Below are 24,271 nucleotides of genomic sequence, written 5' to 3'. Positions count from 1 at the left end.
GGCAATCGGCAAAAAAAAACCACCGGGCGTGTACCCAGTGGTTGTTACGTAGGGGGTGTTCTCGGGCGGGAGTTTTACAGGCCGGCAGCAGCGCGCAGCACTGCCGCCTTGTCGGTTTTTGGTCTGCGTTCACATCGCAAGCGATATGAACTCCGCCCGCGCACGGAAACTGCGCTTTCGCGCAGCACTGCCGCTTTGTCCGTCTTTTGGCTTCGGCCGGGCCAGAGGCCCTTCACATCGCAAGCGATGTGAGCCTGCGCCGAAGAACCGGCAAGCTCGCTGCGCTCGGGGCCTTACAGGCCCGCAGCAGCGCGCAGCACTGCTGCCTTGTCGGTTCTTTCCCAGGTGAACTCGGGCTCTTCGCGGCCGAAGTGGCCGTAGGCGGCGGTCTTGCTGTAGATCGGGCGCAGCAGGTCCAGCATCTGGATGATGCCCTTGGGGCGCAGATCGAAGTGCGCCGCCACCAGCTTGGCGATTTCGGCGTCGGGGATCACGCCCGTGCCTTCGGTGTAGACCGTGATGTTCATCGGGCGGGCCACGCCGATGGCGTAGGCCACCTGCACCTGGCACTGGCGCGCCAGGCCGGCGGCCACCACGTTCTTGGCCACGTAGCGCGCGGCGTAGGCGGCCGAGCGGTCCACCTTCGTCGGGTCTTTGCCCGAGAAGGCGCCGCCGCCGTGGGGGCAGGCGCCGCCGTAGGTGTCGACGATGATCTTGCGGCCGGTCAGGCCGCAGTCGCCCTGGGGACCGCCGACCACGAAGCGGCCGGTGGGGTTGATCAGGTACTTGGTGTCCTGCAGCCATTCCTTGGGCAGCACGGGCTTGATGATCTCCTCGATGATCGCCTCGGTGAACGAGGCCTTCATCTTCGAGGCCGACTCGGACTGGTCGGGACTGTGCTGGGTGGACAGCACCACGGTGTCGATGCTGTGGGGCTTGCCGTCCACATAGCGCATGGTCACCTGGCTCTTGGCGTCGGGGCGCAGGAAGGGCAGGCGGCCGTCCTTGCGCAACTGCGCCTGGCGCTCGACCAGGCGGTGCGCATAGTAGATCGGCGCGGGCATCAGCTCGGGCGTCTCGTCGCAGGCGTAGCCGAACATCAGGCCCTGGTCGCCGGCGCCGGTGTTCAGGTGGTCGTCCGAGGCATGGTCCACGCCCTGGGCGATGTCCTGGCTCTGCTTGTCGTAGGCCACGAGCACGGCGCAGCCCTTGTAGTCGATGCCGTATTCGGTGTTGTCGTAGCCGATGCGCTTGATGGTGTCGCGCGCGACCTGGATGTAGTCGACGTTGGCGCCGGTGGTGATTTCGCCGGCCAGCACCACCAGACCGGTGTTCGTCAAGGTCTCGGCAGCCACGCGGCTGTGGGGGTCTTGGGTGAAAATAGCGTCCAGAATCGCATCCGAGATCTGGTCAGCCACCTTGTCGGGATGGCCTTCGGAAACCGATTCGGACGTGAACAGAAAATCGCTCGCCATTGAATAAACTCCTGGGGTAGATGGGGCACATTGCGCTGCCCGGGCCTGGAGCCTGGCGAACGCTTTAGCAGTGGGGTTTAACGTCGCCCTGCAAGTTGCTCTTTAACTCAGCGACCCGCGTATTCTAATGCCTGTTGTATTTCGTCTCTTTTCCGCGGCGCCCTTGTGGTTGTTGCATGCGCTGGGCGCGGCCATGGGATGGCTGGTGTTCGTGCTCTCGCCCACCTACCGGCGCCGCTTCGGCGCCAATGCGCGGCAGGCGGGCTATGGGTTTGCCCAGGTGCGCGCCGCCGTGGGCCATGCCGGGCGCATGGTGTTCGAGATGCCGCGCATCTGGCTGGGCCGGTTGCCGGACTGCTCCATCGTCAACCCGGAATGCGCCGAGCAGGCCTATGCCGCGGGCAAGGGCATCGTGTTCCTCACGCCGCACCTGGGCTGCTTCGAGATGTCGGTGCAGGCTGCGGCGCAGCGCTGGGCCGCCGCGCATGGCGACATCACGGTGCTGTACCGCCCGGCCCGCCAGGGCTGGCTGGCCGAGATTCTCGAGACCGCGCGCAACCGCCCCGGCGTGCAGGCGGTGCCGACCACGCTGTCGGGCGTGCGCCAGATGATCAAGGCGCTGCGCCAGGGCGCGGCCGTGGGCCTGCTGCCCGACCAGGTGCCGCCCAACGGCCTGGGCGTGTGGTCGCCTTTTTTCGGCCGCGATGCCTATACGATGACGCTGGCGGCACGCCTGGTGCTGCAAACCGGCGCGGCGGTCATCGTGGCCCGCTGCGAACGTCTGCCCTGGGGGCGAGGCTATACGCTGTATCTGGAGGAGCTGTCTGTGCCCACATCGCAATCGCTGGAGTCTGCCGTGCAGCAGATCAACGCGGCCATGGAGAACACCATCCGCCAATGCCCGCAGCAGTACCTGTGGGGCTATGGGCGCTACAAGCAACCGCGTGTGGAAAGCGAGCAGCAGGCATGAGCGGCAGCCGGATCGGGATAGGCTGCATGCATGTGCTGGCCAGGCTGCCGCTGCCCGTGCTGCGCGGGCTGGGCAAGTTCATCGGCCGTGCGCTGTTCGTGCTGGCGCGCCAGCGCCGGCGGATCGCCTTGCGCAATATGGAACTGAGCTTTCCCGAGTTGCCCGAGGCCCAGCGCAAGGCCTGGGCGCGCGAAAGCTTCGAGGTCTTCTGCCAGACCTTTCTCGACCGCAGCTGGCTGTGGTTCGGCTCCGAGGAGCTGGTGCGCAGCCGGGTGAAGCTGGTGGGTGCCACGCACGAACTGGAGGGCGGCGAGGCCACCATCGTGTTCGCGCCGCACTTCTACAGCATGGATGCCGGCGGGCTGGCGCTGCCGCTCAACACCAGCCGCGAGTTCACGTCCATCTACGCGACCAACCCCGATCCGGTGCTCGACGCCTGGTTCATGGCCGGGCGCCAGCGCTTCGGCAACGTGCGCATGCTCAACCGGGCGGATGGCGTCAAGCCCATCATCTCGTGCCTGCGCAAGGGCGGCCTGCTGTACCTGCTGCCCGACATGGACTACGGCCCGAACGATTCGGTGTTCGTGCCCTTCTTCGCAGTGCCCGAGACGGCGACCATCCCGTCGCTGTCGCGCTTTGCGCGCCTGGGCAAGGCCAAGGTGGTGGCGCTGTACAACCGCATGACGCCCGAGGGCTATGTGGCCGAGCTGACGCCCGCGTGGCAGGACTTTCCCACCGACGACCACGTGGCCGACACGGCCCGCATGAACCGCGAGCTGCAGGCCGCCATCATGACCATGCCGGCCCAGTACTACTGGGTGCACAAGCGCTTCAAGACGCGGCCCGAGGGGCAGCCGTCGCTTTATTGAAGAAAATGGCCTCTAGCGCTTTCTAGGTAAGCGCTGAATGCTATTTAAATAATAGTCAATCACCCTCAGCCTGCGCGGCTGCCACGGCATCCAGGAAGGCCTGCGCCGCAGGCGCCAGCGGCCGGCCGCGCCGGTGCACCACCCCCACGCTGCGTGCGATACGCGGCGCCACCAGGGGCACGCCCACCAGCGCGCCGGCCGTGCCGGGCAGCGCCAGCTGCGGCACCGCGCCCACGCCCACCCCTGCCTCGGCCAGGCTCAGCACGGCCGGAACATGCTGCGCCTCGCAGCGCCAGCGCGGGCGGGCGCCGCTGCCCGCCAGTCCTTGCTCGATCAGCAGGCGGTTGCCGCTGCCCGGCGCCAGCGCGATGCAGTCGTGGTCGGCCAGCTCGCGCCATTCGATGGCCGGGCGCCGTGCCAGCGGATGGTCGCGGCGGCAGGCCAGCACAAAGGGCTCGTCGACCAGCGGATCGAATTCCAGGTCGGGCTCCTGGGTGCCCAGGTAGCTGATGCCGAAATCGGCCTCGCCCCTCGAAACCGACATCAGGATGTCCGGTGCAGGTTGGTCCAGCACGCGCAGGCGGATGCGCGGAAAGCGCTGCTGAAAGCCGCGTGCGGCGTGCGCCACGAATTTGTCCACCGCCGAAGGGATGCAGGCGACGGTGACCAGGCCGTGGATGCGCTCGGTCAGCTCGGCCATGCCTAGCAGCGCGATGTCCAGCTCGGCCAGCACATGCCGGGCCCGCGGCAGGAAAGCCCGGCCCATGGCGTTCAGCTCCACCTTGCGGGTGCTGCGCTCCAGCAGGCGGAAGCCCAGCGCCTGCTCCAGCTTGTCCACCCGGCGCGACAGCGCAGGCTGGGACAGGTGCAGGGCCTCGGCGGCGGCGCGAAAACTGGCGAGGTCGGCCACGGCCACGAAGGCGCGCAGGTCGGAGAGGTCGAAATTCATGCGTAAATCAAATCAATCAAGCAGATATTTGCAATTTACAGCGAAATGCGCTGCCGCGAAGATGCACGCCATGGATTGCAAGGTTCTCAAGGAGGCTCCCATGTCCTTTTCCCGCTGGAAGACCGCCCTGGGCTGGCTGGCCGCCATGCCGCTCGTAGCCCTGGCCCAGGCCCCGTGGCCTGCACGGCCCATCACCCTGGTCGTGCCCTTCGCCGCAGGCGGCGGCACCGACAGCATCGCGCGTGACATCGCCAAGACCCTGGCCGAGCGCCTGGGCCAGCCGGTGGTGGTGGACAACCGCGGCGGCGCCGGCGGCTCGATAGGCGCCCAGGCCGTGGCCAAGGCGGCGCCCGACGGCTACACGCTATTGTTCGCCACCTCCACCTTCGCCACCAATGCGGCCGTCGAGCCCCGGCTGCCCTACGATCCGGTCAAGGACTTCGCGCCCGTGGCCATGATCGGCCGCGGCCCGCTGCTGGTCGTCGCGAGCAAGCAGCTCGGCGTGGGCAGCGTGGCCCAGCTCATGGCGGCGGCCAAGGCCCGGCCCGAGGGGCTGAACTTCTGCTCCGCCGGCAATGGCAGCATCAACCACCTGGCGGGCGAGATGTTCCGCCAGAAAACCGGGCTGGCCATGACGCACGTGCCCTTCAAGGGCAGCGCCCCGGCCACGGTGGAGCTGCTTTCCGGGCGCGTGGACCTGTTCTTCGCCACCGTACCCACGATCCAGAGCCACCTGAAGGACGGCAAGCTCGGCCTGCTGGCCGTGACCAGCGCCAGGCGCTCGCGCCTGTTCCCCGATCTGCCGACGCTGGCCGAGGCAGGTGTGCCAGGCTACGACGTGACCACCTGGTGGGGTGTGCTGGCGCCGGCCCGCACGCCGGCACCGATCGTCGAGGCGCTGAACCGCGCGGTGAATGACGCCGCGGCCGCGGAGCCGGTCAAGGGCCGGCTGCAGCACGAGGGCGCCGATCCGGCGCGCCTCGCACCCGCCGCGTTCGGCGAAACGCTGCAGCAGGAGCTGGCGCTGTGGCGCAAGGTGGCCGCCGCGCCTGGCATGCAGTTGCGCTAGGCGCCGAATCCGGCCAGGCCCGCAAGCGCGTTCTTCAACCTGTCAACGAATGGAAACCCTTCATGAAAATCGTCGTACTTCCCGGGGACGGCATCGGCCCGGAAACCATGGCCGCCACGGTCGAGGCGCTGCAGGCCGCCTCGCAGCGCTTCGACCTGAACCTGGCGCTCGACCACGACCTGGCCGGGCATGAGAGCCTGCGCCGCCACGGCGCCACGGTGACGCCGGCGCTGCTGGCCAAGGTCAAGGCCGCCGACGGGCTGATGCTCGGCCCCATGTCCACCTACGACTTCAAGGATGAAAGCAAGGGCGAGATCAACCCATCCAAGTTCTTCCGCAAGGAACTCGACCTGTACGCCAACATCCGGCCGGCGCGCACCTGGCCCGGCGTGCCCAACAAGGTCGGCGCGTTCGACCTGGTGGTGGTGCGCGAGAACACCGAGGGCTTCTATGCAGACCGCAATATCGCCTCGGGCGGCAGCGAAATGCTGATCACGCCGGATGTCGCGGTCTCGCTGCGCCGCATCACGCGCGAATGCTGCGCGCGCATCGCGCGCTCGGCGTTCGAGCTGGCGATGACCAGGCGGCGGCACGTGAGCATCGTGCACAAGGCCAATGTGCTGCGCATCGGCGACGGCATGTTCATCGAGGAATGCCAGCGCATGGCGCGCGATTTTCCCGAGGTGCTGGTGGACGAATTCATCGTCGACGCCATGATGGCCCACGTGGTGCGCGCACCGCAGCGCTTCGACGTGATCGTGACCACCAATATGTTCGGCGACATCCTGTCGGACCTGACCGCGGAGCTGTCCGGCAGCCTGGGCCTGGGCGGCTCGGTAAATGCCGGCCGCGACCACGCCATGGGGCAGGCCGCGCACGGCTCGGCGCCCGATATTGCCGGGCAGGACATCGCCAACCCGTTCTCGCTGATCCTTTCGGCGGGGCAACTGCTGGGCTGGCACGGGCAGCGCCACGGCCTGCAGGCTTTCCTGGCCGCGGCCGAGGCCATCGAGCGTGCCGCCGGCGCGGCCGTGCAGGCGGGTGAGGTCACGCGGGATGCGGGCGGCCGCCTGGGCACGGCCGCCACCGGCCAGGCCTTCGCGCGGCGCCTGCTGGCGGCCTGAACGTGAACGGAGCCTAGACGGGCGCCGGGACGGGCTGGGCCGGGTGCGACCACTGCCACAGCAGTTGCGCCACCTGTTCCACGCCCTGCTTCTTGAGGGCCGAGAACAGCATCACCTCGCCGCCGCCGGCATTGAGTCGCGTAATGGACAGCACCTTGGCCTGCTCGGCGCGGGTCAGCTTGTCGGCCTTGGTCAGCAGCACCAGGAACTTCAGGCCCTGCTCGACGCGCGGGCGGATGATCTCCAGCAGCGCCTCGTCCAGCTCGGTCAGGCCCAGGCGCGGATCGCACAGCAGCACAATGCCGGTCAGGCCCGGCCGGCTGACGAGGTAGTTCACCATCACCTGCTGCCAGCGCAGCTTGTCGTCGCGCGACACGGCGGCGTAGCCATAGCCCGGCAGGTCGGCCAGCACGGCATCCGTCACGCCCTGCTTGCCCAGCGCGAACAGGTTGATGTGCTGGGTGCGGCCGGGCTTCTTCGAGGCGAAGGCCAGCTGCTTTTGCTGCGTGAGCGTGTTGATGCAGGTGGATTTGCCTGCGTTCGAGCGGCCCACGAAGGCGAACTCCGGCACCTGCGCCTCGGGCAGGTGGTGCAGCTGGGCAGCCGTGGTCAGGAAGCGGGCGGTGTGCATCCAGCCCATCGCGGCCTTGCCGTCGATGGTTTGTGCTGCGTCAAGCGCGGGCGCGCTACTAGGTGTTGTCGTCATGTGCAGTTGAGCTCTAATGAGGCATCATTGTAGAATCGCGCCGATTTGGCCTCATAACCATAAACATTAGACAAAGACCCCCGATATGAAGTTGCTAGCCTCCCTGCTGACTGCTGCTGCTCTGGCTGTCCCTGCTTTTTCTGCATTTTCCGCATCGGAGGCGCCTGCCGCGGCAGCCAAGCCGGACCTGGCCAAGGGAGAAGCCAGCTACACGGCGGTGTGCGCCGCCTGCCACAACGCCGACGGCAACGCATCGATCGCCATCAACCCCAAGCTGGCGCAGCAACACCCCGAATACCTGATCAAGCAGCTGCAGGAATTCAAGTCCGGCAAGCGCAACGACCCGGTCATGAAGGGCATGGCGGCCGCGCTGTCCGATGCTGACATGCGCAACGTCTCGTACTGGCTGGCCACCAAGCCCGCCAAGGCCGGCTTCGCCAAGGACAAGGACACGGTCGCCATGGGCGAGCGCATCTTCCGCGGCGGCATCCCCGACCGCCAGATCGCCGCCTGCGCCGGCTGCCACAGCCCCAACGGCGCTGGCGTGCCGGCCCAGTACCCGCGCCTGTCGGGCCAGAATGCGGACTACACCGTCAAGCAGCTGCACGACTTCCGCGACGGCAAGCGTGCCAACAGCACGCCGATGGTGCAGGTCGCCGCGAAGATGAACGACAAGGAAATCAAGGCAGTTTCCGACTACATCGCCGGCCTGCGTTGATCGGCGCGATCCGGCAGGCTTGCCGGGCATGTGTGATATTCAATCGGGGCGAATCCATCTTCTGAGATGATTCGCCCTTTGTCTTTGTTGTGAGATAGGTCGTCTATGTCGGAAATGTCCGGCAGCCCGCCAAGGGGCGCCGCCGTGTCGCGGCGCTCGCTGCTGGAGCTGCTGTCCTCGATGCGCTTCGCCATCGCCTTGCTGACGGTGATCTGCATCGCCTCGGTGATCGGTACCGTGCTCAAGCAGGGCGAGCCCGCCGTCAACTACGTGAACCAGTTCGGGCCGTTCTGGGCGCAGCTGTTCCTGGCGCTCAAGCTCAACACGGTATACAGCGCCTGGTGGTTCCTGCTGATCCTGGCCTTCCTGGTCACCAGCACCTCGCTGTGCATCTCCAAGCACGCGCCCAAGTATTTGGCTGACCTGCGCAGCTACAAGGAGAACATCCGCGCGCAGAGCCTGCAGGCCTTCCACCACAAGGCCGAGGCCACGCTGGCCGAGGCTCCCGGCGAGGCCGCGCAGCGCATCGGCCAGGCCATGGCCGGCGGCGGCTGGAAGGTGCGGCTGCAGCAGCGCGAGACCCCCGCCGGCGCGGGTTGGATGGTGGCCGCCAAGGCCGGCGCGGCCAACAAGATCGGCTACCTCGCCGCGCACAGCGCCATCGTGCTGATCTGCCTGGGCGGCCTGCTCGACGGCGACCTGATCGTGCGCGCGCAGATGCTGCTGGGCGGCAAGAGCACCTACAGCGGCGGCGGGCTGATCTCCGAGGTCGCGCCCGAGCACCGGCTGTCGGCACGCAACCCCACCTTCCGCGGCAACCTGCTGGTGGCCGAGGGCACGCAGTCCGGCTCGGCCATCCTCACGCAGTCCGACGGCATCCTGGTGCAGGAGCTGCCCTTCGCGATCGAGCTGAAGAAGTTCATCGTCGAGTACTACTCCACCGGCATGCCCAAGCTGTTCGCCAGCGAGGTCGTGATCCACGACAAGGAAACCGGCGCGCAGCTCGAAAAGCGCATCGAGGTCAACCACCCGGCGAGCTACAAGGGCGTGGAGATCTACCAGTCGAGCTTCGATGACGGCGGCTCCAAGATCAAGCTGCAGGCCGTGCCGCTGGCCACCGGCTTCAAGCCCTTCGACGTGAGCGGCGTGGTGGGCGGCTCCACGCGCATCTCCACCGGCGAGGGCAAGCCCCCGCTGACGCTGGAGTTCACCGGCCTGCGCACCATCAACGTCGAGAACCTCACGGGCGCCAGCGGCAGCAGCGGCGCCGACGTGCGCAAGGTCGACATCAAGACCACCATCGAATCGCACCTGGGTGCGGGCAACAAGACCACGACCAGCAAGGAGCTGCGCAACGTGGGCCCGAGCGTGAGCTACAAGCTGCGCGACGCCGCGGGCCAGGCGCGCGAGTTCAACAACTACATGCTGCCGGTGGACACCGGCGACGGCCAGCCGGTGTTCCTGTGGGGCGTGCGCGAGGCCGTGGCCGCGGAGTTCCGCTACCTGCGCATTCCGGCGGATGGCGACCGCAGCTGGCGCGGCTTCTTCGCGCTCAAGGCCGCGCTCGACGACCCGCGCCAGCGCGAGGAGGCTGTGCGGCGCTACGCCGAGATGTCGGTGGCGGGCGACCGCGCCGATCTGCGCGCGCAGCTGAGCCAATCGGCGCTGAAGGCCGTGACCATGTTCGCCGGCCAGGCGGGCGACAAGGGCGAGCGCGTGGGCGGGCTGCAGGCGGTGTCCGACTTCATGGAGGCCAACGTGCCCGAGGCCGAGCGCTCCAAGGCCGGCGAGGTGCTGGTACGCATCCTGAACGGCGTGCTGTTCGAGCTGGCGCAGATGAGCCGCGAGCAGGCCGGCAAGCCGCCGCTGCCGCAGGACGACGCGACCCAGCGCTTCATGACCCAGGCCGTGCTCTCGCTCAGCGACATCCAGCTCTACCCCGAGCCCATGGTGTTCGAGCTGGCCGACTTCCAGCAGGTGCAGGCCAGCGTGTTCCAGGTGGCGCGCGCGCCGGGCAAGAACGTGGTCTACCTGGGCTGCCTGCTGCTGATCCTGGGCGTGTTCGGCATGCTCTACGTGCGCGAAAGGCGCGTGTGGGTGTGGATATCGCCCGGGGCCTCGGGCGGCGCTGTCGCTAAGATGGCGCTGTCGTCGAACCGCAAGCTGCTGGACACCGACCGCGAATTTGAACAGCTGGCGCAGCAACTGATCGGCGCCACCCCATACCATTCTCCGGGCACCAGGCCCGCGCAAGGATCGTGATGAATACCATCGCTACCCCGTCGCCGCAGCAGCCGCGCGGCCAGACGGTGACGTTGAACCAAGGCTATTTCGCGCGGCGCAATGTGCTCGACTGGGTGTTCGCGCTCGCTGTCGTCCTGGGCGGCGCGTTCGCCTTCCAGCGCTACGGCCACGCCATGGACGTGTACGAGAAGGGCATCCTGATCGGCACCGTGCCCAGCGCGATCGCGCTGGGCTGGTTCTGGCGCCCGCTGCAGGTGCTGATGGCGGTGGTGGCGGCGCTGTCGCTGCTGGCGCTGTCGCTGTACCAGGCCGACGGCGCCGGCGCACTGGCGCGCTCGGAGACGGTGTTCGGGCTCAAGTACTTCCTGTCCAGCCAGTCGGCCATCCTGTGGATGAGCGTGCTGTTCTTCATGAGCACCATCTTCTACTGGGTGGGCATGTTCTCGCGCGGCGAGGGCGTGGCCATGTCGGCCATGGGCACGCGCATCGCCTGGGTGGCCATCACCATGGCGCTGGTGGGCACCATGGTGCGCTGGTACGAGAGCTACCTGATCGGGCCGGACATCGGCCACATCCCCGTCAGCAACCTGTACGAGGTGTTCGTGCTGTTCAGCTGGATGACGGCGCTGTTCTACCTGTACTACGAGCAGCACTACGGTACGCGCGCGCTGGGCGGCTTCGTGATGCTGGTGGTGAGCGCGGCCGTGGGCTTTCTGCTGTGGTACACGCTGGTGCGCCAGGCGCACGAGATCCAGCCGCTGGTGCCGGCCCTCAAGAGCTGGTGGATGAAGCTGCACGTGCCCGCCAACTTCGTGGGCTACGGCACCTTCGCGCTGTCGGCCATGGTGGCCTTTGCCTACCTGATCAAGCAGCAGGCCGGCGAGACGCGCTGGTACAAGCTCGCGCCGCTGTGGCTGCTGGGCGTGGTGCTGTGCTTCGAGCCCATCGTGTTCCGCCAGACGGCGACCGATGGCAAGGGCAGCAGCTACTGGATCGTGTACTTCGGCATCTCGGCGCTGATCGTGGCCGGCATCCTGCTGGGCCGCAAGCGCATCGCCGAGCGCCTGCCGGCGCCCGAGGTGCTGGACGACCTGATGTACAAGGCCATCGCCGTGGGCTTTGCCTTCTTCACCATCGCCACCGTGCTGGGCGCGCTGTGGGCCGCCGAGGCCTGGGGCGGCTACTGGAGCTGGGACCCGAAGGAGACCTGGGCGCTGATCGTCTGGCTGAACTACGCGGCCTGGCTGCACATGCGGCTCATCAAGGGCCTGCGCGGCACGGTGTCGGCCTGGTGGGCCTTGGTGGGGCTGGCGGTGACGACCTTCGCCTTCCTGGGTGTGAACATGTTCCTGTCGGGCCTGCACAGCTACGGGGCGCTGTAAGCCTTTCCATAAAAATAGCCTCCAGCGCTTATGTAATAAGCGCTGGAGGCTATTGTTTTTATAGCGTCAGCCTTGCTTGGCCAGCGCGGCGCCCTGGGCCTGGCCGGGCAGCGCGTCGATGGCGTTGGCGCGCAGCGCCGCGGGGCGGGCGCACAGCGGCTCGGCATAGGCCTGGAACACCTCCTTCTGCGGCAGCTGGCCCGTCATCATGGACCAGCGCAGGTAGCTCGCCATGTACAGGTCGGCGGCGGTGAAGTGGTCGCCGCAGAGGTAGCGCTTGCCGGCCACGGCCTGCTCCAGCGTGCGCACCAGGTCGTCGAAGCGGCCGTAACTGGCGGAGACGGCCTGCCGCGCGGTCTGGTCCTGCAGCCAGCCTTCGGACTTGGCCGTAGTGGCCGCCTCGACCGGGCCGCCGACGAAGAACAGCCAGCGGTAGTACTCGCCCCGCGCCGCGCTGCCCACGGCGGGCGCCAGCTGCTTGTGCGGGTACTTGTCGGCTAGGTAGGCGAGGATGGCGCCGGTCTCGGTGATGACCGTGCCGCCGTCGGTGATGGCCGGCACCTTGCCCATGGGGTTGATCGCCAGGTAGTCGGGCGACTTCATCGTGGTGCCGAACTCGAGCTGCACGCCCTCGTACTCGGCACCGCATTCCTCCAGCATCCAGCGCACCATGCGGGCGCGGGACATGGGGTTGAAGAAAAAGCGCAGCGTGGAAGATGTCATGGAAGCTCTCCTGAAGGTACCCAGCATGCGGGGTCTCCGTATCGCATGGCGACGGTGCCATGGCGCTACTCTAGGCAGGTATGCTGACAGTTTTTGTCAGCATGCGGCCCGACTTTCAGTCCATGCGGTAGCCCGTCTGCCGCGACCAGCGCTCGATCAGGCTCTGGCGGTGGTCGGGGTAGCGCTGCTGCCGGTCGACCACGCCGCGCACCCGGTCGGCGCGGAAGTGACGGAAGTCCTGGCGCAGCTCGCACCAGGCCGCGACGATGCGGCTGTGGTCGAAGAAGGCCATGGCAAACGGCCACACCAGCCGCTCGGTGGCCTGGCCCTGCTGGTCGGTGTACTGCAGCAGCACCTTGTGCTGCCGCCGGATGGCGATGCGCAGCGCGGCCTGCCAGGGCTCGGGCGCCGGCTCGCCATGCAGGGCCGGCACCAGCAGGCCACTGGTGTCCACGGCGATGCGCAGGTCCAGCGGCAGCGCGCTGCGGATGCGGTCCATGGCCGTGGCGGCCGCGCCGGCCAGCTGCGGGTCGGCCTGGCGGCTGGCCCAGCGCGCACCCAGCAGCAGGGCCTCCAGCTCGTCGGGCGTGAACATCAGCGGCGGCAGCACGAAGCCGGGCCGCATCTCGTAGCCCACGCCCGGGTCGCCCTCGATCACCGCGCCCTGCGTGCGCAGCGTGGCGATGTCGCGGTAGATGGTGCGCAGGCTCACGCCCAGCGCCTGGGCCAGCGCCGGGCCGCTGGTGGCCTGGCGCGCGCGCCGCAGCTGGTCGAGCAGTTGCAGCAGCCGGGCGGAGCGGCTCATGGCGTCAGTGGGCCATCACTTGGGCGGTGATCTCCAGCGAGCGCAGGCGCAGGTCGCCGTCGTAGACGTCGCTCACCAGGATCAGCTCATCGGCGCCGGTGTCGGCCTGCAGCTGCAGCAGGCGCTCGCGCACGCGGTCCGGCCCGCCGATGGAGGCCACGGCCAGGAAGTCGCCGATGGCATGGCGCTCCTGCTCGCTGAGCTGGGCGGTGTAGTTCTCGACCGGGCGCGGCAGCAGGCCGCGCCGGCCGGTGAGTATGCCCAGCACCCGCTGGTAGGTGCTGCTGGCCAGGTACTCGGCCTCGGTGTCGGTGGGGGCGGCGATCACCGGCGCACCCACGGCCACATAGGGCTTGGCCAGCTGGGCCGAGGGCTTGAACAGGTGGCGGTACAGCTGCACGGCCTGGTGCAGCATGCGCGGCGCGAAGTGCGAGGCGAAGGCATACGGCAGACCCAGGTGCGCGGCCAGCTGCGCCGAGAACAGGCTCGACCCCAGCAGCCAGATCGGCACATTGGTGCCGGCGCCCGGAGTGGCCACCAACTTCTGGCCCGGCTGGGCGGGGGCCAGCAGGCGCTGCAGCTCGGCCACGTCGCGCGGGAAATCGTCCTCGGTCTCCACGCGGTCGCGGCGCAGCGCGCGCATGGTCATGCCGTCGGTGCCGGGCGCGCGGCCCAGGCCCAGGTCGATGCGGCCCGGGTACAGCTCGGCCAGCGTGCCGAAGGCCTCGGCCACCACCAGCGGCGCGTGGTTGGGCAGCATGATGCCGCCCGAGCCGACGCGGATGTGCTGCGTAGCCTGGGCGATGTGGCCGATCAGCACGGCGGTGGACGAACTGGCGATGCCCGGCATGTTGTGGTGCTCGGCCAGCCAGTAGCGCGAAAAGCCCAGCGACTCGACATGCTGCGCGGTGCGCACCGCCAGCTGCAGCGCCTGGGCCACCGTGCCGCCCTCGCGCACGGCTACCAGATCGAGCATGGAAAGGCGGACGTCGGTAGCGGATGTCATGCTTGCTCCTCGTTGCGGCGCGCGATCTCGCGGGCGCAGGTGATGCCCAGCACCACGCACCAGACCAGGGGCGTGATGGCGGCGGTGAGATGGTTTTCGCCCTGCTGGATGGCCAGCCAGGACAGCGGCAGCGCCACCAGTGCCGCCAGGCGGATGATGCGGCGCAGCTGGGCCGCGGAGAGGCGGGACTTGAACCGCCACAGGACGAGGTAGCTGACGAGACTCAGCAGGGCAACCCACAGGAACAGGTCGCCGCCATAGGGAGCGCTCCAGGCGCGAAGGGATTCCAACATGCCGGCCATTGTGGCAAAGAGGGATGCCCCTTGCCAGGCAGGGTTGGGGCCGGGGCTACCGGCCGCCGAAGCGGGGCTGGCGCTTGCCGAAGAACGCGGCAATGCCCTCGGGCAGGTCGGCGGTGTGGGCACAGGCATTGAAGGCCGACGCCTCGGCCGCTAACTGCGAGGCCAGGTCGCGGTCGAAGCTGGCGCGCATCAGGCGCCGCATGTGGCCGAGCGCGGTGGTGGGGCCGCTGGCCAGGCGCTCGGCCAGCTGCCGTACGGCGACCTCCAGCTCCGCGGCGGGCACGGCCCGGTTGATGAGGCCCAGGCGCTGCGCCTCGTCGGCTTCCAGGGTGTTGCCCAGCATGGCTATCTCAAGGGCATGGCGCAGGCCGACCAGGCGCGGCAGCGACCATGAGGCGCCTACGTCGCAACTGGTGCCGATGTTGATGTAGGCCAGGTTGAAGCGCGTGCCTTCGGCGGCGAGCACGAAATCGGCCAGCAGCATCAGCGACATGCCCCCGCCGGCGGCCACGCCATGGACCTGTGCGATGACCGGGGCATCGAGCTGCGCCAGCAGCGCGGCCACCTCGTTCAAGGCGCACAGCAGATCGGCCGCGCCCTGCACCGGGTTGGCCTGCAGGGTGGCCAGGTCGCCACCGGCCATGAAGGCCTTGCCCGCGCCCTTCATGACGACGGCGCGCACGCCGCGATCGGCTGCCGCCTCGCGGGCGGCGGCCAGCAGGGCCTGGGCCAAGGGCACGTCCAGCGCATTCAGTGCATCGGGGCGGTTGAATTGCCAGGTGACGATGCCGCCCTGGCGGCTGGTGAGCAGTGGGGATGTGGTCATGGGCGTCGGGTTGGGGCTTGTGCAGGCACGGGCTGGCGCCCGGCGCTACTGGTACATGGCTTCGATGGCTGCGGCATGGGCTTGGTAGATGCTGCTGCGCCGTACCTTCATGGTGGCGGTGACTTCGCCGTCATCGTGGTCCAGCTCCTTGGTGAGCAGATGGAACCGGCGGATGTGCGAGACCGGGGCCAGGCGGGCATTGCCGCGCTGGATCTCGCCGTCGATCAGCTCGCGCACCTGCGGGGCCTCGGCCAGCGAGCGGAAATGCGTGAACGGAATGCGCTGCGCCTCGGCCCACTTGCCGACGGTGTCCAGATCGATCATCACCAGCGCGGCCACGAAGCGGCGGCCCTCGGCCACGATGATGCATTCCTTGATGTAGGGGCTGCCCTTCATCGTGTTCTCGATCTCGGACGGGGTCAGGTTCTTGCCGCCGGCGGTGATCATGATGTCCTTCAGGCGATCGACGATCCTGATCTGGCCATCGGTTTCGCGCACCACGTCGCCCGTGTGCAGCCAGCCGTCGCGGATGGTCTGCGCCGTGGCCTCGGGGTTCTTGTAGTAGCCGGCGAACACCATGTCGCCCCGGATCTGGAGTTCGCCGTTGCCGGCCTCGTCCGTCGGGCCGAGGCGGTATTCCACGCCTTGCGTGACCGGGCCGACGGTGCCGACGGCCACGCGGTCACGCACGTGGCCGGTGACCATCCCGGTGGACTCGGTCAGGCCATAGACCTCCACCAGCGGCACGCCCAGCACGCGGAAGTAGCGCACCACGTCGGGCGGGATGGGCGCTGCGCCGGTCAGGGCCACCTTGGCCTCGCGCAGGCCGATGAAGTTCTGCAGCGCGCGGAACACCAGCCAGTAGCTGGCCGCGAAGCGCAGCCTGTCGCCCAGCGTCCAATCCTGGCGCGGCTTCTCGGCCAGCGGCGTGCAGGCGGCATGGGCCTTGGCGTACAGCGCGCGGCGCAGGCGCCCGGTTTCCAGCATCTTGATGGTGATCGCCGCGTGTAGCTTCTCCCAGATGCGCGGCACGCCGAGGAACATGGTCGGCGCGACCTCGCGCAGGTCCTCCTGCACGGTGCGTATCGATTCGCCGAAGTTCACCTGCGAGCCCAGGTAGATGGGGCAGAAGGTGGTGAGCATCTGCTCGGCCACATGGCACAGCGGCAGGTACGACAGGTGGGTGGTGGCGGCGTCGAGCCGCAGCCGGTCGATGATGCCTGGCGCCACGCCGCGCATGTTGCGCCACGAAATCATCGCGCCCTTGGGCTTGCCGGTGGAGCCGGAGGTGTAGATCATCAACCCGATGTCGTCCAGCGCCTGGCGCGCCAGCGCGGTGTCGATGGCGGCGCGGTCGCGGCTGGCCGCGCCCAGCTGCTCGACCTCCGCGAACGTGCTGATCAGCGCCCGCACCTCGGGCGCGAAGCTGCGCAGGCCCTTGGTCTCCATGACGATGATCCTGCGTAGGCGCGGCAGCTGGCTGCGCGCCTCGAGCACCTTGTCGGTCTGCTCCTGGTCCTCGCAGACCATGATCTCGATGTCGGCATGGCCGACCACGTAGGCGACCTCGGCGGCCGGGCTGGTGGGGTAGACGCCGACGGTGATCGCGCCGATCAGGCCCGCCCCCATCTGCGCCAGCACCCATTCGACGCGGTTCTCCGCGATCACCCCGACATGGCCGCCGGCGCCCAGGCCCAGTGCCGACAGGCCCAGGCCGACATCGCAGGCGCGTTGGTGGTACTGCGCCCAGCTGATGGGTTTCCAGATGCCGAAGTCCTTTTGCCGTATCGCCACGCGCGCGGCGTCGCTCGCGGCCCGCTGGCGCAGCATCTGCGGCAGGGTGAGTTCGGGGAGGTTCATGAGAGCCACCTTTTGCGGCGCTTGTAGTGCTTGAGGTCCTTGAAGCTCCTGGCCTCGCCGCTGCCGCCCATGCCCAGATAGAACTCGCGTACATCCGGGTCGCTCGCCAGGCGGGCCGCGGAGCCGTCGATGACGATCTTCCCGTTCTCCATGATGTAGCCGCTGTGTGCCACGGCCAGCGCGACGGTGGCGTTCTGCTCCACCAGCAGCATGGAGGTGGAGCGCTCGGCGTTGATGCGGGCGATGATGCCGAAGATGTCTTCGGTCAGCTTGGGCGACAGGCCCAGGGACGGCTCGTCGAGCAGGATCAGCTCGGGCTGCGCGATCAGTGCGCGGCCGATGGCCAGCATCTGCTGCTCGCCGCCCGACAGGTAGCCGGCCAGGCCCTTGCGCCGCTCGTGCAGGCGCGGGAAGTAGCTGTAGACCAGGTCGAAATCGGGCCTGGCGGCCTGGCCGCGGCCGGTGAGCGCGTAGGTGGAGGCGACCAGGTTCTCCTCGACCGTGAGGTCTTCGAACACGCGGCGCCCCTCCATCACGTGCGACAGCCCCTGGCGCACCAGCTGCTGCGGTGCGGCGCCAGCGGTGTCCCGGCCCTTGAAGCGCACGGTGCCGGACTCGAGTTCGCCATTCTCCAGCGCGAGCAGGCCCGAGATGGCCTTGAGCGTGGTGCTCTTGCCGGCGCCGTTGCTGCCCAGCAGCGCCACGATCTCGCCGCGCGGCACGGCCAGCGACAGGCCCCGCAGGGCCTGGACGGCCTTGTTGTAGATGACCTCGATGTTGTTCACCTCGAGGACATGGTCGGCATGCGCAGTGGTCATGGCGGGGTTCTGCTTAAATTTTGATAGCTTGCAGCGCTTACTGTTCGGTGGTTTCAATGCATTTCTATTTTGAAAATGCCATGTATCAAGCGCAGGAAGCTATCAAAATTGAGTCCTCTCAGAGCCTGATCCAGTCCGAAGCGGCGACCATCTTCTGGCTCTTCATGTCGGCCCGGTAGACGCGGCCCACGGGAATGGAGTTGCCGCCGATGGTGATCGGCACGCCGATCAGGCCACCGGTGTCGAAATCCTTCAGACTGTTGAGCGCCGCCTTGAGGTTGGCGCCGCTCAGGGGCTTGCCCGCGTCCAGGCAGCGCCTGGCCGATTCGAGGAACAGCATCGCCGCCAGGAAGCCCTGGATGTAGGCGGTGCTCTGGTAGTCGGGGCGCATGGCGCGGATCTTCTCCAGCATCGGCGCCTTTTCGGTGTCGTAGTAGTAGCGGAAGGGCATCACGCCCATGAAGCCGTCGGCGGCCTCGCCCATCTTCATCACCGTGGAGCTGTCCATGGTCCAGAACGTGCCCATCCACTGGCTCTTCATGCCCTGCTGCTTGCCCTGGTTGATGAACTCGGGGATGGGCGCGAGGATGTAGCCGTGGAAGATGGTGTAGTCGGGCGCGGCGCGGCGCAGCTTGATCACCTCGGTCGACACGTCCACGCTGCCTGCGGGCGTCATGATCTTGATGGGCACCGACAGGCCCAGCTTCTTCGCCTCGGCCTCGCTGCGCTCGATCGGGTCGCGGCCGAACTCCGAATCGGAGTAGACGAAGGCCACCTTGGCGCCGGGCTTCTCCTTGGCGATGTGCTTGAGCAGGATGCCGATCTGCTCGGTGTAGTCGGGGCCCACCAGGAACTGGTTGGGGTACTTCTTGGGATCGTTGAGCTCCGACGCGAACGAGGCGCCGGCCATCATGATCTGGCCGTTGCGGTCCAGCTCGGGGTTGATGGTCTTGGCAAAGCCGGTCGAGTCGCCGTAGTACAGGTGGATCTTGTTCTGGCTGGTCAGCTTCTTGAAGGCGGCGACCGAGACATCGACCTTGTAGCCCGTGTCCTCCGGCACGTACTTCACCTTGCGGCCCATGATGCCGCCGGCGTCGTTGATGATCTTCACGTAGTCCTGGATGCCGGCGTTGATGCCCACGCCGGCAAAGGCGAACACGCCCGTCATCGGGATCGATCCGCCGATGACGATGTCCTCGGCGCTCTGCGCCAGCACCGCCAGCGGCTGCGTGAGCGCGGCGGCCCCGCTGGCGGCTGCGCCCAGCATGAGGCGGCGGCGTTGGGTGGAAATGCGTTGCTGTGCCATGTCTTGGTCTCCTAGGGATTTAGTTTCGGAAGGGCCACAGGTGGAAGAAGCGGCGCACGCGGCGCCACATTTCTGCGAGCCCCAGCGGCTCGAACACCAGAAAGGCAACGATCAGCCCGCCGAAGACGATGAGGCGCACGGGCGAGAGAAAGACGGTGAGTTCGGCGCCGCCGGGCAGCAGATCGACGATGAGCTTGAGCAGCTCGGGCACCATGGTCATGAATGCCGCGCCTAGGATGCCGCCCAGGATCGAGCCCATGCCGCCGACGATGATCGCGGCGAGGAAGAAGATGGACATGCTGAGCGGGAAGCTCTCGGGCGTGACGACGCGGAAGAAACAGGCCCAGAGACCGCCCGCCACGCCCGCATAGAACGACGACAGCCCGAACGACAGCAGCTTGTAGCGCAGCAGGGGAATGCCCAGCACCTCGGCCGAGATGTCGCGGTCGCGGATGGCGATGAAGGCCCGGCCTATGCGCGTGCGGAACAGGTTCGCCGCCCCCAGCAGCATCAGCACCGTGACCGGCACGATCAGCCAGTACAGGCGGAACGAGGTGTCCAGCTCGATGCCGAGCAGGCGGGCCGGCTGCATCGAGATGCCCGCCGTGCCGCCCGTGACCTTGAGGTTGGCGAACAGGAAGTGTGCGATGAACGAGGCGGCGATCGTCGCGATGGCCAGGTACAGGCCCTTCACGCGCAACGACGGTATGCCGACGATGATGCCGCCGACCATGGCCACCACGCCACCGGCCAGCAGGTTGAGCGCCAGCGGCGTGCCCCAGCGCGTCTGCAGGATGGCCACGGTGTAGGCGCCCAGCCCCATGAAGGCGGCCTGGCCCAGGCTGACGAGGCCGGTGTAGCCGGTCAGGATGTTGAGCCCCGTCGCGCTGGCCACGTTGATGGCGACCAGGCAGGCCAGGTACAGCCAGTAGTCGCTGGCGACGAAAGGCAGCAGCACCAGCAGCGCCGCGCCCAGGCCCAGCCAGACCTTCTGGGTGCGCGAGTCGAACAGGGCCGCATCGGCGACATAGCTTTCCTTGAGGGTTCCGATGCGCATGGTCTACAGCCTTTCGATTTCATGCGTGCCGAACAGGCCGTAGGGGCGGACCATCAGAATGGCGACCAGCACAACGAAGGTGGCGAGCAGCTTGTATTCGCCGCCCAGGTAGCCGCCCGCCAGCGCCTCGACCAGGCCGATGACGAGACCGCCGACCAGGGCGCCCAGCACGCTGTCGAGCCCGCCCACGATCACCACCACCAGCACCGACAGTCCGAACACCCCCATGCTCGACGAGATGCCGCCGATCGAGCCGACGATGATCCCAGAGATGGCCGCGAGCATGGCCGATGCCGCCCAGGCCAGCGAGAACACGCGGGGCACGTTGATGCCGACCGAATAGGCCGCGGCCTGGTCGCTGGCGGTGGCGCGCAGCGCGACCCCACCCCGCCAGAACCGGAAGACCAGCAGCACGGCGGCGATGAACACGGCGGCCACCACGGCGCCCCAGAAGACCTTGGGTGCGAGGAAGGCCTCGCCGATCACGATGGGCTCGGTCGGCATGAACTCGGGCAGGCGGCGCTGGTCGGCGGTCCAGATCATTTCGACCAGGCCAATCAGCACCGAGGACAGCCCGACCGTGACCATGAAGACGGAGATCGGCGGCTCGCCGAGCAGGGGGCGGATCATGGTGCGCTCGATCACCGCGCCCAGCAGCCCGCAGGCCAGGACGGCCGCCGGAATCGCCAGCCACAGCGGCATCGCCCACATGGCGGCGAAGGTGAAGAACAGGTAGCCGCCGGCCATCAGCATTTCGCCGATGGCGATGTTGACCACGCGCGTGGCCTTGTAGACCATCACGAAGGCCAGGGCGGCCAGCGCGTACAGGCCGCCGCCGGCCAGGCCGGTGAGGCTGATCTCGAACAGGTAGGCCCAGTCCATCACGCGGCTCCCGCGGTGGCGGGCCGTGCAGCGGCCTGCAGCTTGCGGCGCAGTTCACCCACGTCGCCCGAGCCCAGGTAGGCGCGGGCGACCTCGGGGTCGGCCTGCACCATGGCGGGCGTGCCCTGCGCGATCACCTGGCCGAAGTTGAGCACCACCACATGGTCGGACAGGTCCATCACCATGCCCATGTCGTGCTCCACCATCAGCACGGTCACGCCCCATTCGGCCCGCACGTCGAGGATGAAGCGCGCCATGTCCTCGGTCTCTTCGCGGTTCATGCCGGCCACCGGCTCGTCCAGCATCAGGATCTCGGGCCGCATGGCCAGGGCCCGCGCCATCTCCACGCGCTTTTGCAGGCCATAGGGGAGGGCGGCCACCGGCGCATGGCGGATGTGGTCGATTTCCAGGAAATCGATGATGCGCTCCTCGATGTCGCGGCGCAGCTCGGCCTCTTCGCGGCGGGCCCGGCCCAGGTAGAACAGGGCGTCGAACACGTTGGTCCTGAGGTGCGCGTGGCGGCCGAGCTTGATGTTGTCGAGCACCGTCATGCCGCGGAACAGCGCGATGTTCTGGAAGCTGCGGCCCAGGCCCATCCGGGCACGCCTGGGCGCCGGCACCGTGGTGATCTCCGTGCCCTGGAAGCGGATGCTGCCGCCGGTCGGGCGGTAGAAGCCGGAGATGGTGTTGAACAGCGAGGTCTTGCCCGCGCCGTTGGGGCCGATGACGGCGGTGATGGAGCCCGGCTGCACGCCGAAGCTCACGCCGGACAGCGCCTTGACGCCGCCGAAGGCGAGCGTCACTCCGTCCACCTCCAGCAGGGGGGCCGGCGCGGGAGCGCTGCCCGGGTGCGTTGTCTCCATCGGTCTCCTCTACGGGTATGTGCGGGCCGGTGTGGTTTTACTTTTGCGTAGACTGTTTACTTGCGAGTAGATTCTGTAGACCATGACTCGGTGCAGCATCGGGATTTTCCCGGTGCATGGGGATGACGACGATGGCGCCTGCGCGTGCGAAGACCACCAAGAACACCCGGGCCGCGCCCAAGGGCAAGGCGGCCGCCCCGGATTCGCCCTGGGCGGCCCCGGTGGACCGGCGGCAGCAGCGCGAGGCCAAGCGCAATGCGGTCCTGACGACGGCGGCGCAGATGTTCAACGAGCGCGGATTCCAGGCGACTTCGCTCGACGACATCGCGGCGCGCCTGAACGTGACCAAGCCGACCTTGTACTACTATGTCAAGAACAAGGACGAGATCCTGCTGGAGTGCGTGCGCAAGGGCCTGCGCATGACGCTCGACGGCATCGAGGCGTCGCGCCAGGCCGGCGGCAATGCGCTCGACCAACTGCGGGCCTGCATGCGGGTCTATGCGGGCATCGTCGTCCAGCCTTTCGGCACCTGCCTGATCCGCGTGGGCGACGAGCAGGTGCCGGCCGACAGCCGCAAGGAGCTGCGGCGCATGAAGTCGGCCATCGACCAGGAGTTCCGCAAGCTGGTGGCGCTGGGTATCGAGCAGGAGCTGCTGCGGCCGTGCGACCCCAAGATGGCCGCGTTCGTGATCGCCGGGGCGCTGAGCTGGATCGGCCGCTGGTACCAGGAAGAGGGCGAATACACGCCCGAGCAGATCGCGGACCAGTGCATCGAGCAGTTGCTGTCGGGCGTGCTGCTGGCCACGCCCCCTGCCCGCAAGCGTGCGGCCGCGCCCAGGCGCTGAGCATCGCGGCCGCCAGGCCCGTGCAGGGCCCTCAGTCCCGCGTCACGCGGACGACTTCTTCCGCCGTGGTGATGCCCTCGCGCACCAGGCGTTCGCCGTCGTCGCGCATCAGGTGCATGCCGGCGGCCTGCGCGGTGGCGCGGATGTCGCCCTCGGCGGCCTGGTTGTGGATCTGCTGGCGGATGGCGTCGTCCACCACCAGCAGCTCGAAGATGCCGGTGCGGCCCTTGTAGCCGCTTTCCTCGGTGGCGTCGATCTTGCGCACCAGGCGCTGGGCCAGCACGCCCAGCAGCGACGACGACAGCAGGAAGGGCTCCACGCCCATGTCGGTCAGGCGGGTGATGGCGCTGGTGGCGTCGTTGGTGTGCAGCGTGGCCAGCACCAGGTGGCCGGTGAGCGAGGCCTGGATGGCGATCTGCGCGGTCTCGAAGTCGCGGATCTCGCCGATCATGATGACGTCCGGGTCCTGGCGCAGGATGGCGCGCAGCGCCTTGGCGAACGTGAGGTCGATCTTGGGGTTGACCTGGGTCTGGCCGATGCCGGGCAGCTCGTACTCGATGGGGTCTTCCACCGTCATGATGTTGCCCTGCGTGGCGTCCATCTGGCCCAGCGCGGCGTACAGCGTGGTGGTCTTGCCCGAGCCGGTGGGGCCGGTGACGAGCACGATGCCGTGCGGCTGCGCGATGAGCTGGTTGAAGCGCGCCAGCGTCTGGCCCTGCATGCCCACGGCCTGCAGCGTGAGCTTGCTCTCGCTCTTGTCGAGCAGGCGCAGCACGGCGCGCTCGCCGTGGGCGCTGGGCAGCGTGGAGACGCGCACGTCGATGGCGCGCGTGCCCAGGCGCAGGCTGATGCGGCCGTCCTGCGGCAGGCGCTTCTCGGAGATGTCGAGGTCGGCCATGATCTTCAGGCGCGAGATCAGCGCCGCGTGCAGCGCGCGGTGCGGCTGCACCACCTCGCGCAGCGCGCCGTCGATGCGAAAGCGCACGCTGGAGTGGCGCTCGTAGGGCTCGATGTGGATGTCGCTGGCGCCGTCGCGCGCGGCCTGCGTGAGCAGGGCGTTGAGCATGCGGATGATGGGCGCGTCGCCGGCGGATTCGAGCAGGTCTTCCACCGCCGGGATGTCCTGCATCATGCGCGACAGGTCGGCATCCGACTCGACCTCGCTGATCACCGTCGCGGCGTTCGAGTCGCTGTGCGAGTAGGCCTGGCTGATGCGCTGCGCGAGCTGGTCGGCGGCCAGCGGCGCCAGGTGCTGCACCGGGTACTTGCGCAGCACCTCGGACAGCGCGCTGGCATTGGGCTGCGGGCCGTGCCACAGCACGGTCTGGCCGGCGTCTTCCTCCAGCAGCAACTGGCTGCCGCGGGCAAAGGCGTAGGGGAGCGGGTGGCGCATGGGCTGGAAGTGACTATGAAAAAATGAGCTGCTGGCGCTTGTTATTGAAGGGTTTCAAGTATCTTTAGTATTGAAATGC

General features: G+C 68.0%; 23 protein-coding genes. 8 read left to right on the top strand and 15 right to left on the bottom strand.

What is annotated here, in order from left to right:
- Positions 1–293: 293 nt before the first annotated feature.
- Positions 294–1,475 (bottom strand): methionine adenosyltransferase, encoded by a 1,182-nt coding sequence (gene metK / locus ACYVKR_RS08765; protein ID WP_460480423.1) that lies wholly within the window; start codon positions 1,473–1,475, stop codon positions 294–296.
- Between the two features lie 127 nt (positions 1,476–1,602).
- Between metK and ACYVKR_RS08760 the strand changes: the two genes are divergently transcribed.
- Both ACYVKR_RS08760 and ACYVKR_RS08755 read left to right on the top strand, forming a co-directional pair.
- Positions 1,603–2,445 carry a lysophospholipid acyltransferase family protein gene (locus ACYVKR_RS08760; protein WP_460480422.1) on the top strand — a complete coding sequence of 281 codons (843 nt, stop codon included), beginning with the start codon at positions 1,603–1,605 and terminating at the stop codon, positions 2,443–2,445.
- Entirely contained in the window at positions 2,442–3,314 is an 873-nt protein-coding gene (locus ACYVKR_RS08755) for a lysophospholipid acyltransferase family protein (RefSeq protein ID WP_460480421.1), read from the top strand. Before ACYVKR_RS08760 ends, ACYVKR_RS08755 begins: the two co-directional genes overlap by 4 nt.
- Before the next feature lie 55 nt (positions 3,315–3,369).
- On the opposite strand, the gene ACYVKR_RS08750 is transcribed toward ACYVKR_RS08755, so the two are convergent.
- Entirely contained in the window at positions 3,370–4,263 is an 894-nt protein-coding gene (locus tag ACYVKR_RS08750) for a LysR family transcriptional regulator (RefSeq protein WP_460480420.1), read from the bottom strand.
- 100 nt (positions 4,264–4,363) lie between these two features.
- On the opposite strand from ACYVKR_RS08750, the gene ACYVKR_RS08745 reads away from it, so the two are divergent.
- Both ACYVKR_RS08745 and ACYVKR_RS08740 read left to right on the top strand, forming a co-directional pair.
- A complete protein-coding gene (locus ACYVKR_RS08745) occupies positions 4,364–5,332 on the top strand; it encodes a tripartite tricarboxylate transporter substrate binding protein (protein WP_460480419.1) in 969 nt (322 codons plus the stop codon).
- Between the two features lie 62 nt (positions 5,333–5,394).
- A complete protein-coding gene (locus tag ACYVKR_RS08740; RefSeq protein ID WP_460480418.1) occupies positions 5,395–6,456 on the top strand; it encodes an isocitrate/isopropylmalate dehydrogenase family protein in 1,062 nt (353 codons plus the stop codon).
- Positions 6,457–6,469: 13 nt separating this feature from the next.
- Here ACYVKR_RS08740 and yihA read toward each other — a convergent pair whose 3' ends face one another.
- The gene (gene yihA / locus ACYVKR_RS08735) at positions 6,470–7,162 is read right to left on the bottom strand and encodes a GTP-binding protein (protein ID WP_460480417.1); all 693 of its coding nucleotides are present in this window, start codon (positions 7,160–7,162) and stop codon (positions 6,470–6,472) included.
- Positions 7,163–7,247: 85 nt separating this feature from the next.
- Between yihA and ACYVKR_RS08730 the strand changes: the two genes are divergently transcribed.
- From ACYVKR_RS08730 to ccsB, 3 genes are all read left to right on the top strand, one after another.
- On the top strand, positions 7,248–7,880 hold the full coding sequence (locus ACYVKR_RS08730) for a c-type cytochrome (RefSeq protein ID WP_460480416.1): 633 nt from the start codon (positions 7,248–7,250) through the stop codon (positions 7,878–7,880).
- A 105-nt stretch (positions 7,881–7,985) separates the two neighbouring features.
- Positions 7,986–10,142 carry a cytochrome c biogenesis protein ResB gene (locus ACYVKR_RS08725; RefSeq protein ID WP_460480415.1) on the top strand — a complete coding sequence of 719 codons (2,157 nt, stop codon included), beginning with the start codon at positions 7,986–7,988 and terminating at the stop codon, positions 10,140–10,142.
- Entirely contained in the window at positions 10,142–11,506 is a 1,365-nt protein-coding gene (gene ccsB / locus ACYVKR_RS08720) for a cytochrome c biogenesis protein (RefSeq protein WP_460480414.1), read from the top strand. Before ACYVKR_RS08725 ends, ccsB begins: the two co-directional genes overlap by 1 nt.
- Before the next feature lie 66 nt (positions 11,507–11,572).
- Here the strand turns inward: ccsB and ACYVKR_RS08715 are convergent, their stop codons facing one another.
- The 11 genes from ACYVKR_RS08715 to ACYVKR_RS08665 all read right to left on the bottom strand — a co-directional run bounded on the left by ACYVKR_RS08715 (position 11,573) and on the right by ACYVKR_RS08665 (position 21,954).
- The gene (locus tag ACYVKR_RS08715; RefSeq protein ID WP_460480413.1) at positions 11,573–12,229 is read right to left on the bottom strand and encodes a glutathione S-transferase family protein; all 657 of its coding nucleotides are present in this window, start codon (positions 12,227–12,229) and stop codon (positions 11,573–11,575) included.
- A gap of 115 nt (positions 12,230–12,344) precedes the next feature.
- Entirely contained in the window at positions 12,345–13,034 is a 690-nt protein-coding gene (locus ACYVKR_RS08710) for a helix-turn-helix transcriptional regulator (RefSeq protein WP_460480412.1), read from the bottom strand.
- Between the two features lie 4 nt (positions 13,035–13,038).
- Positions 13,039–14,040, bottom strand: a complete 1,002-nt coding sequence (locus tag ACYVKR_RS08705; protein WP_460480411.1) for an LLM class flavin-dependent oxidoreductase — start codon at positions 14,038–14,040, stop codon at positions 13,039–13,041.
- Complete coding sequence (locus ACYVKR_RS08700; protein WP_460480410.1) at positions 14,037–14,333, bottom strand: hypothetical protein; 297 nt, start codon at positions 14,331–14,333, stop codon at positions 14,037–14,039. Before ACYVKR_RS08700 ends, ACYVKR_RS08705 begins: the two co-directional genes overlap by 4 nt.
- A 55-nt stretch (positions 14,334–14,388) precedes the next feature.
- Complete coding sequence (locus tag ACYVKR_RS08695) at positions 14,389–15,168, bottom strand: enoyl-CoA hydratase/isomerase family protein (protein ID WP_460480409.1); 780 nt, start codon at positions 15,166–15,168, stop codon at positions 14,389–14,391.
- Between the two features lie 45 nt (positions 15,169–15,213).
- Positions 15,214–17,028 (bottom strand): AMP-dependent synthetase/ligase, encoded by a 1,815-nt coding sequence (locus tag ACYVKR_RS08690; RefSeq protein ID WP_460480408.1) that lies wholly within the window; start codon positions 17,026–17,028, stop codon positions 15,214–15,216.
- Positions 17,025–17,846, bottom strand: a complete 822-nt coding sequence (locus ACYVKR_RS08685) for an ABC transporter ATP-binding protein (protein WP_460480407.1) — start codon at positions 17,844–17,846, stop codon at positions 17,025–17,027. The genes ACYVKR_RS08690 and ACYVKR_RS08685 overlap by 4 nt, the downstream gene beginning before the upstream one ends.
- Before the next feature lie 118 nt (positions 17,847–17,964).
- A complete protein-coding gene (locus ACYVKR_RS08680; RefSeq protein WP_460480406.1) occupies positions 17,965–19,152 on the bottom strand; it encodes an ABC transporter substrate-binding protein in 1,188 nt (395 codons plus the stop codon).
- A 19-nt stretch (positions 19,153–19,171) separates the two neighbouring features.
- Positions 19,172–20,209, bottom strand: coding sequence for a branched-chain amino acid ABC transporter permease (locus ACYVKR_RS08675; protein ID WP_460480405.1), 1,038 nt, complete (start codon positions 20,207–20,209; stop codon positions 19,172–19,174).
- Positions 20,210–20,212: 3 nt separating this feature from the next.
- Positions 20,213–21,091: a branched-chain amino acid ABC transporter permease gene (locus ACYVKR_RS08670; protein ID WP_460480404.1), complete on the bottom strand. Its 879-nt coding sequence runs from the start codon at positions 21,089–21,091 to the stop codon at positions 20,213–20,215.
- Positions 21,091–21,954 carry an ABC transporter ATP-binding protein gene (locus tag ACYVKR_RS08665; protein ID WP_460480403.1) on the bottom strand — a complete coding sequence of 288 codons (864 nt, stop codon included), beginning with the start codon at positions 21,952–21,954 and terminating at the stop codon, positions 21,091–21,093. Before ACYVKR_RS08665 ends, ACYVKR_RS08670 begins: the two co-directional genes overlap by 1 nt.
- Positions 21,955–22,076: 122 nt before the next feature.
- Between ACYVKR_RS08665 and ACYVKR_RS08660 the strand changes: the two genes are divergently transcribed.
- Positions 22,077–22,799, top strand: a complete 723-nt coding sequence (locus ACYVKR_RS08660; RefSeq protein WP_460480402.1) for a TetR/AcrR family transcriptional regulator — start codon at positions 22,077–22,079, stop codon at positions 22,797–22,799.
- 31 nt (positions 22,800–22,830) lie between these two features.
- Here the strand turns inward: ACYVKR_RS08660 and ACYVKR_RS08655 are convergent, their stop codons facing one another.
- Positions 22,831–24,192, bottom strand: coding sequence for a GspE/PulE family protein (locus ACYVKR_RS08655; RefSeq protein WP_460480401.1), 1,362 nt, complete (start codon positions 24,190–24,192; stop codon positions 22,831–22,833).
- Positions 24,193–24,271: the final 79 nt, after the last annotated feature.

Source organism: Comamonas humi, assembly GCF_054782535.1.
The sequence above is the reverse complement of the archived record's forward strand: the minus strand, read 5'-3'. Positions and strand labels throughout refer to the sequence as shown.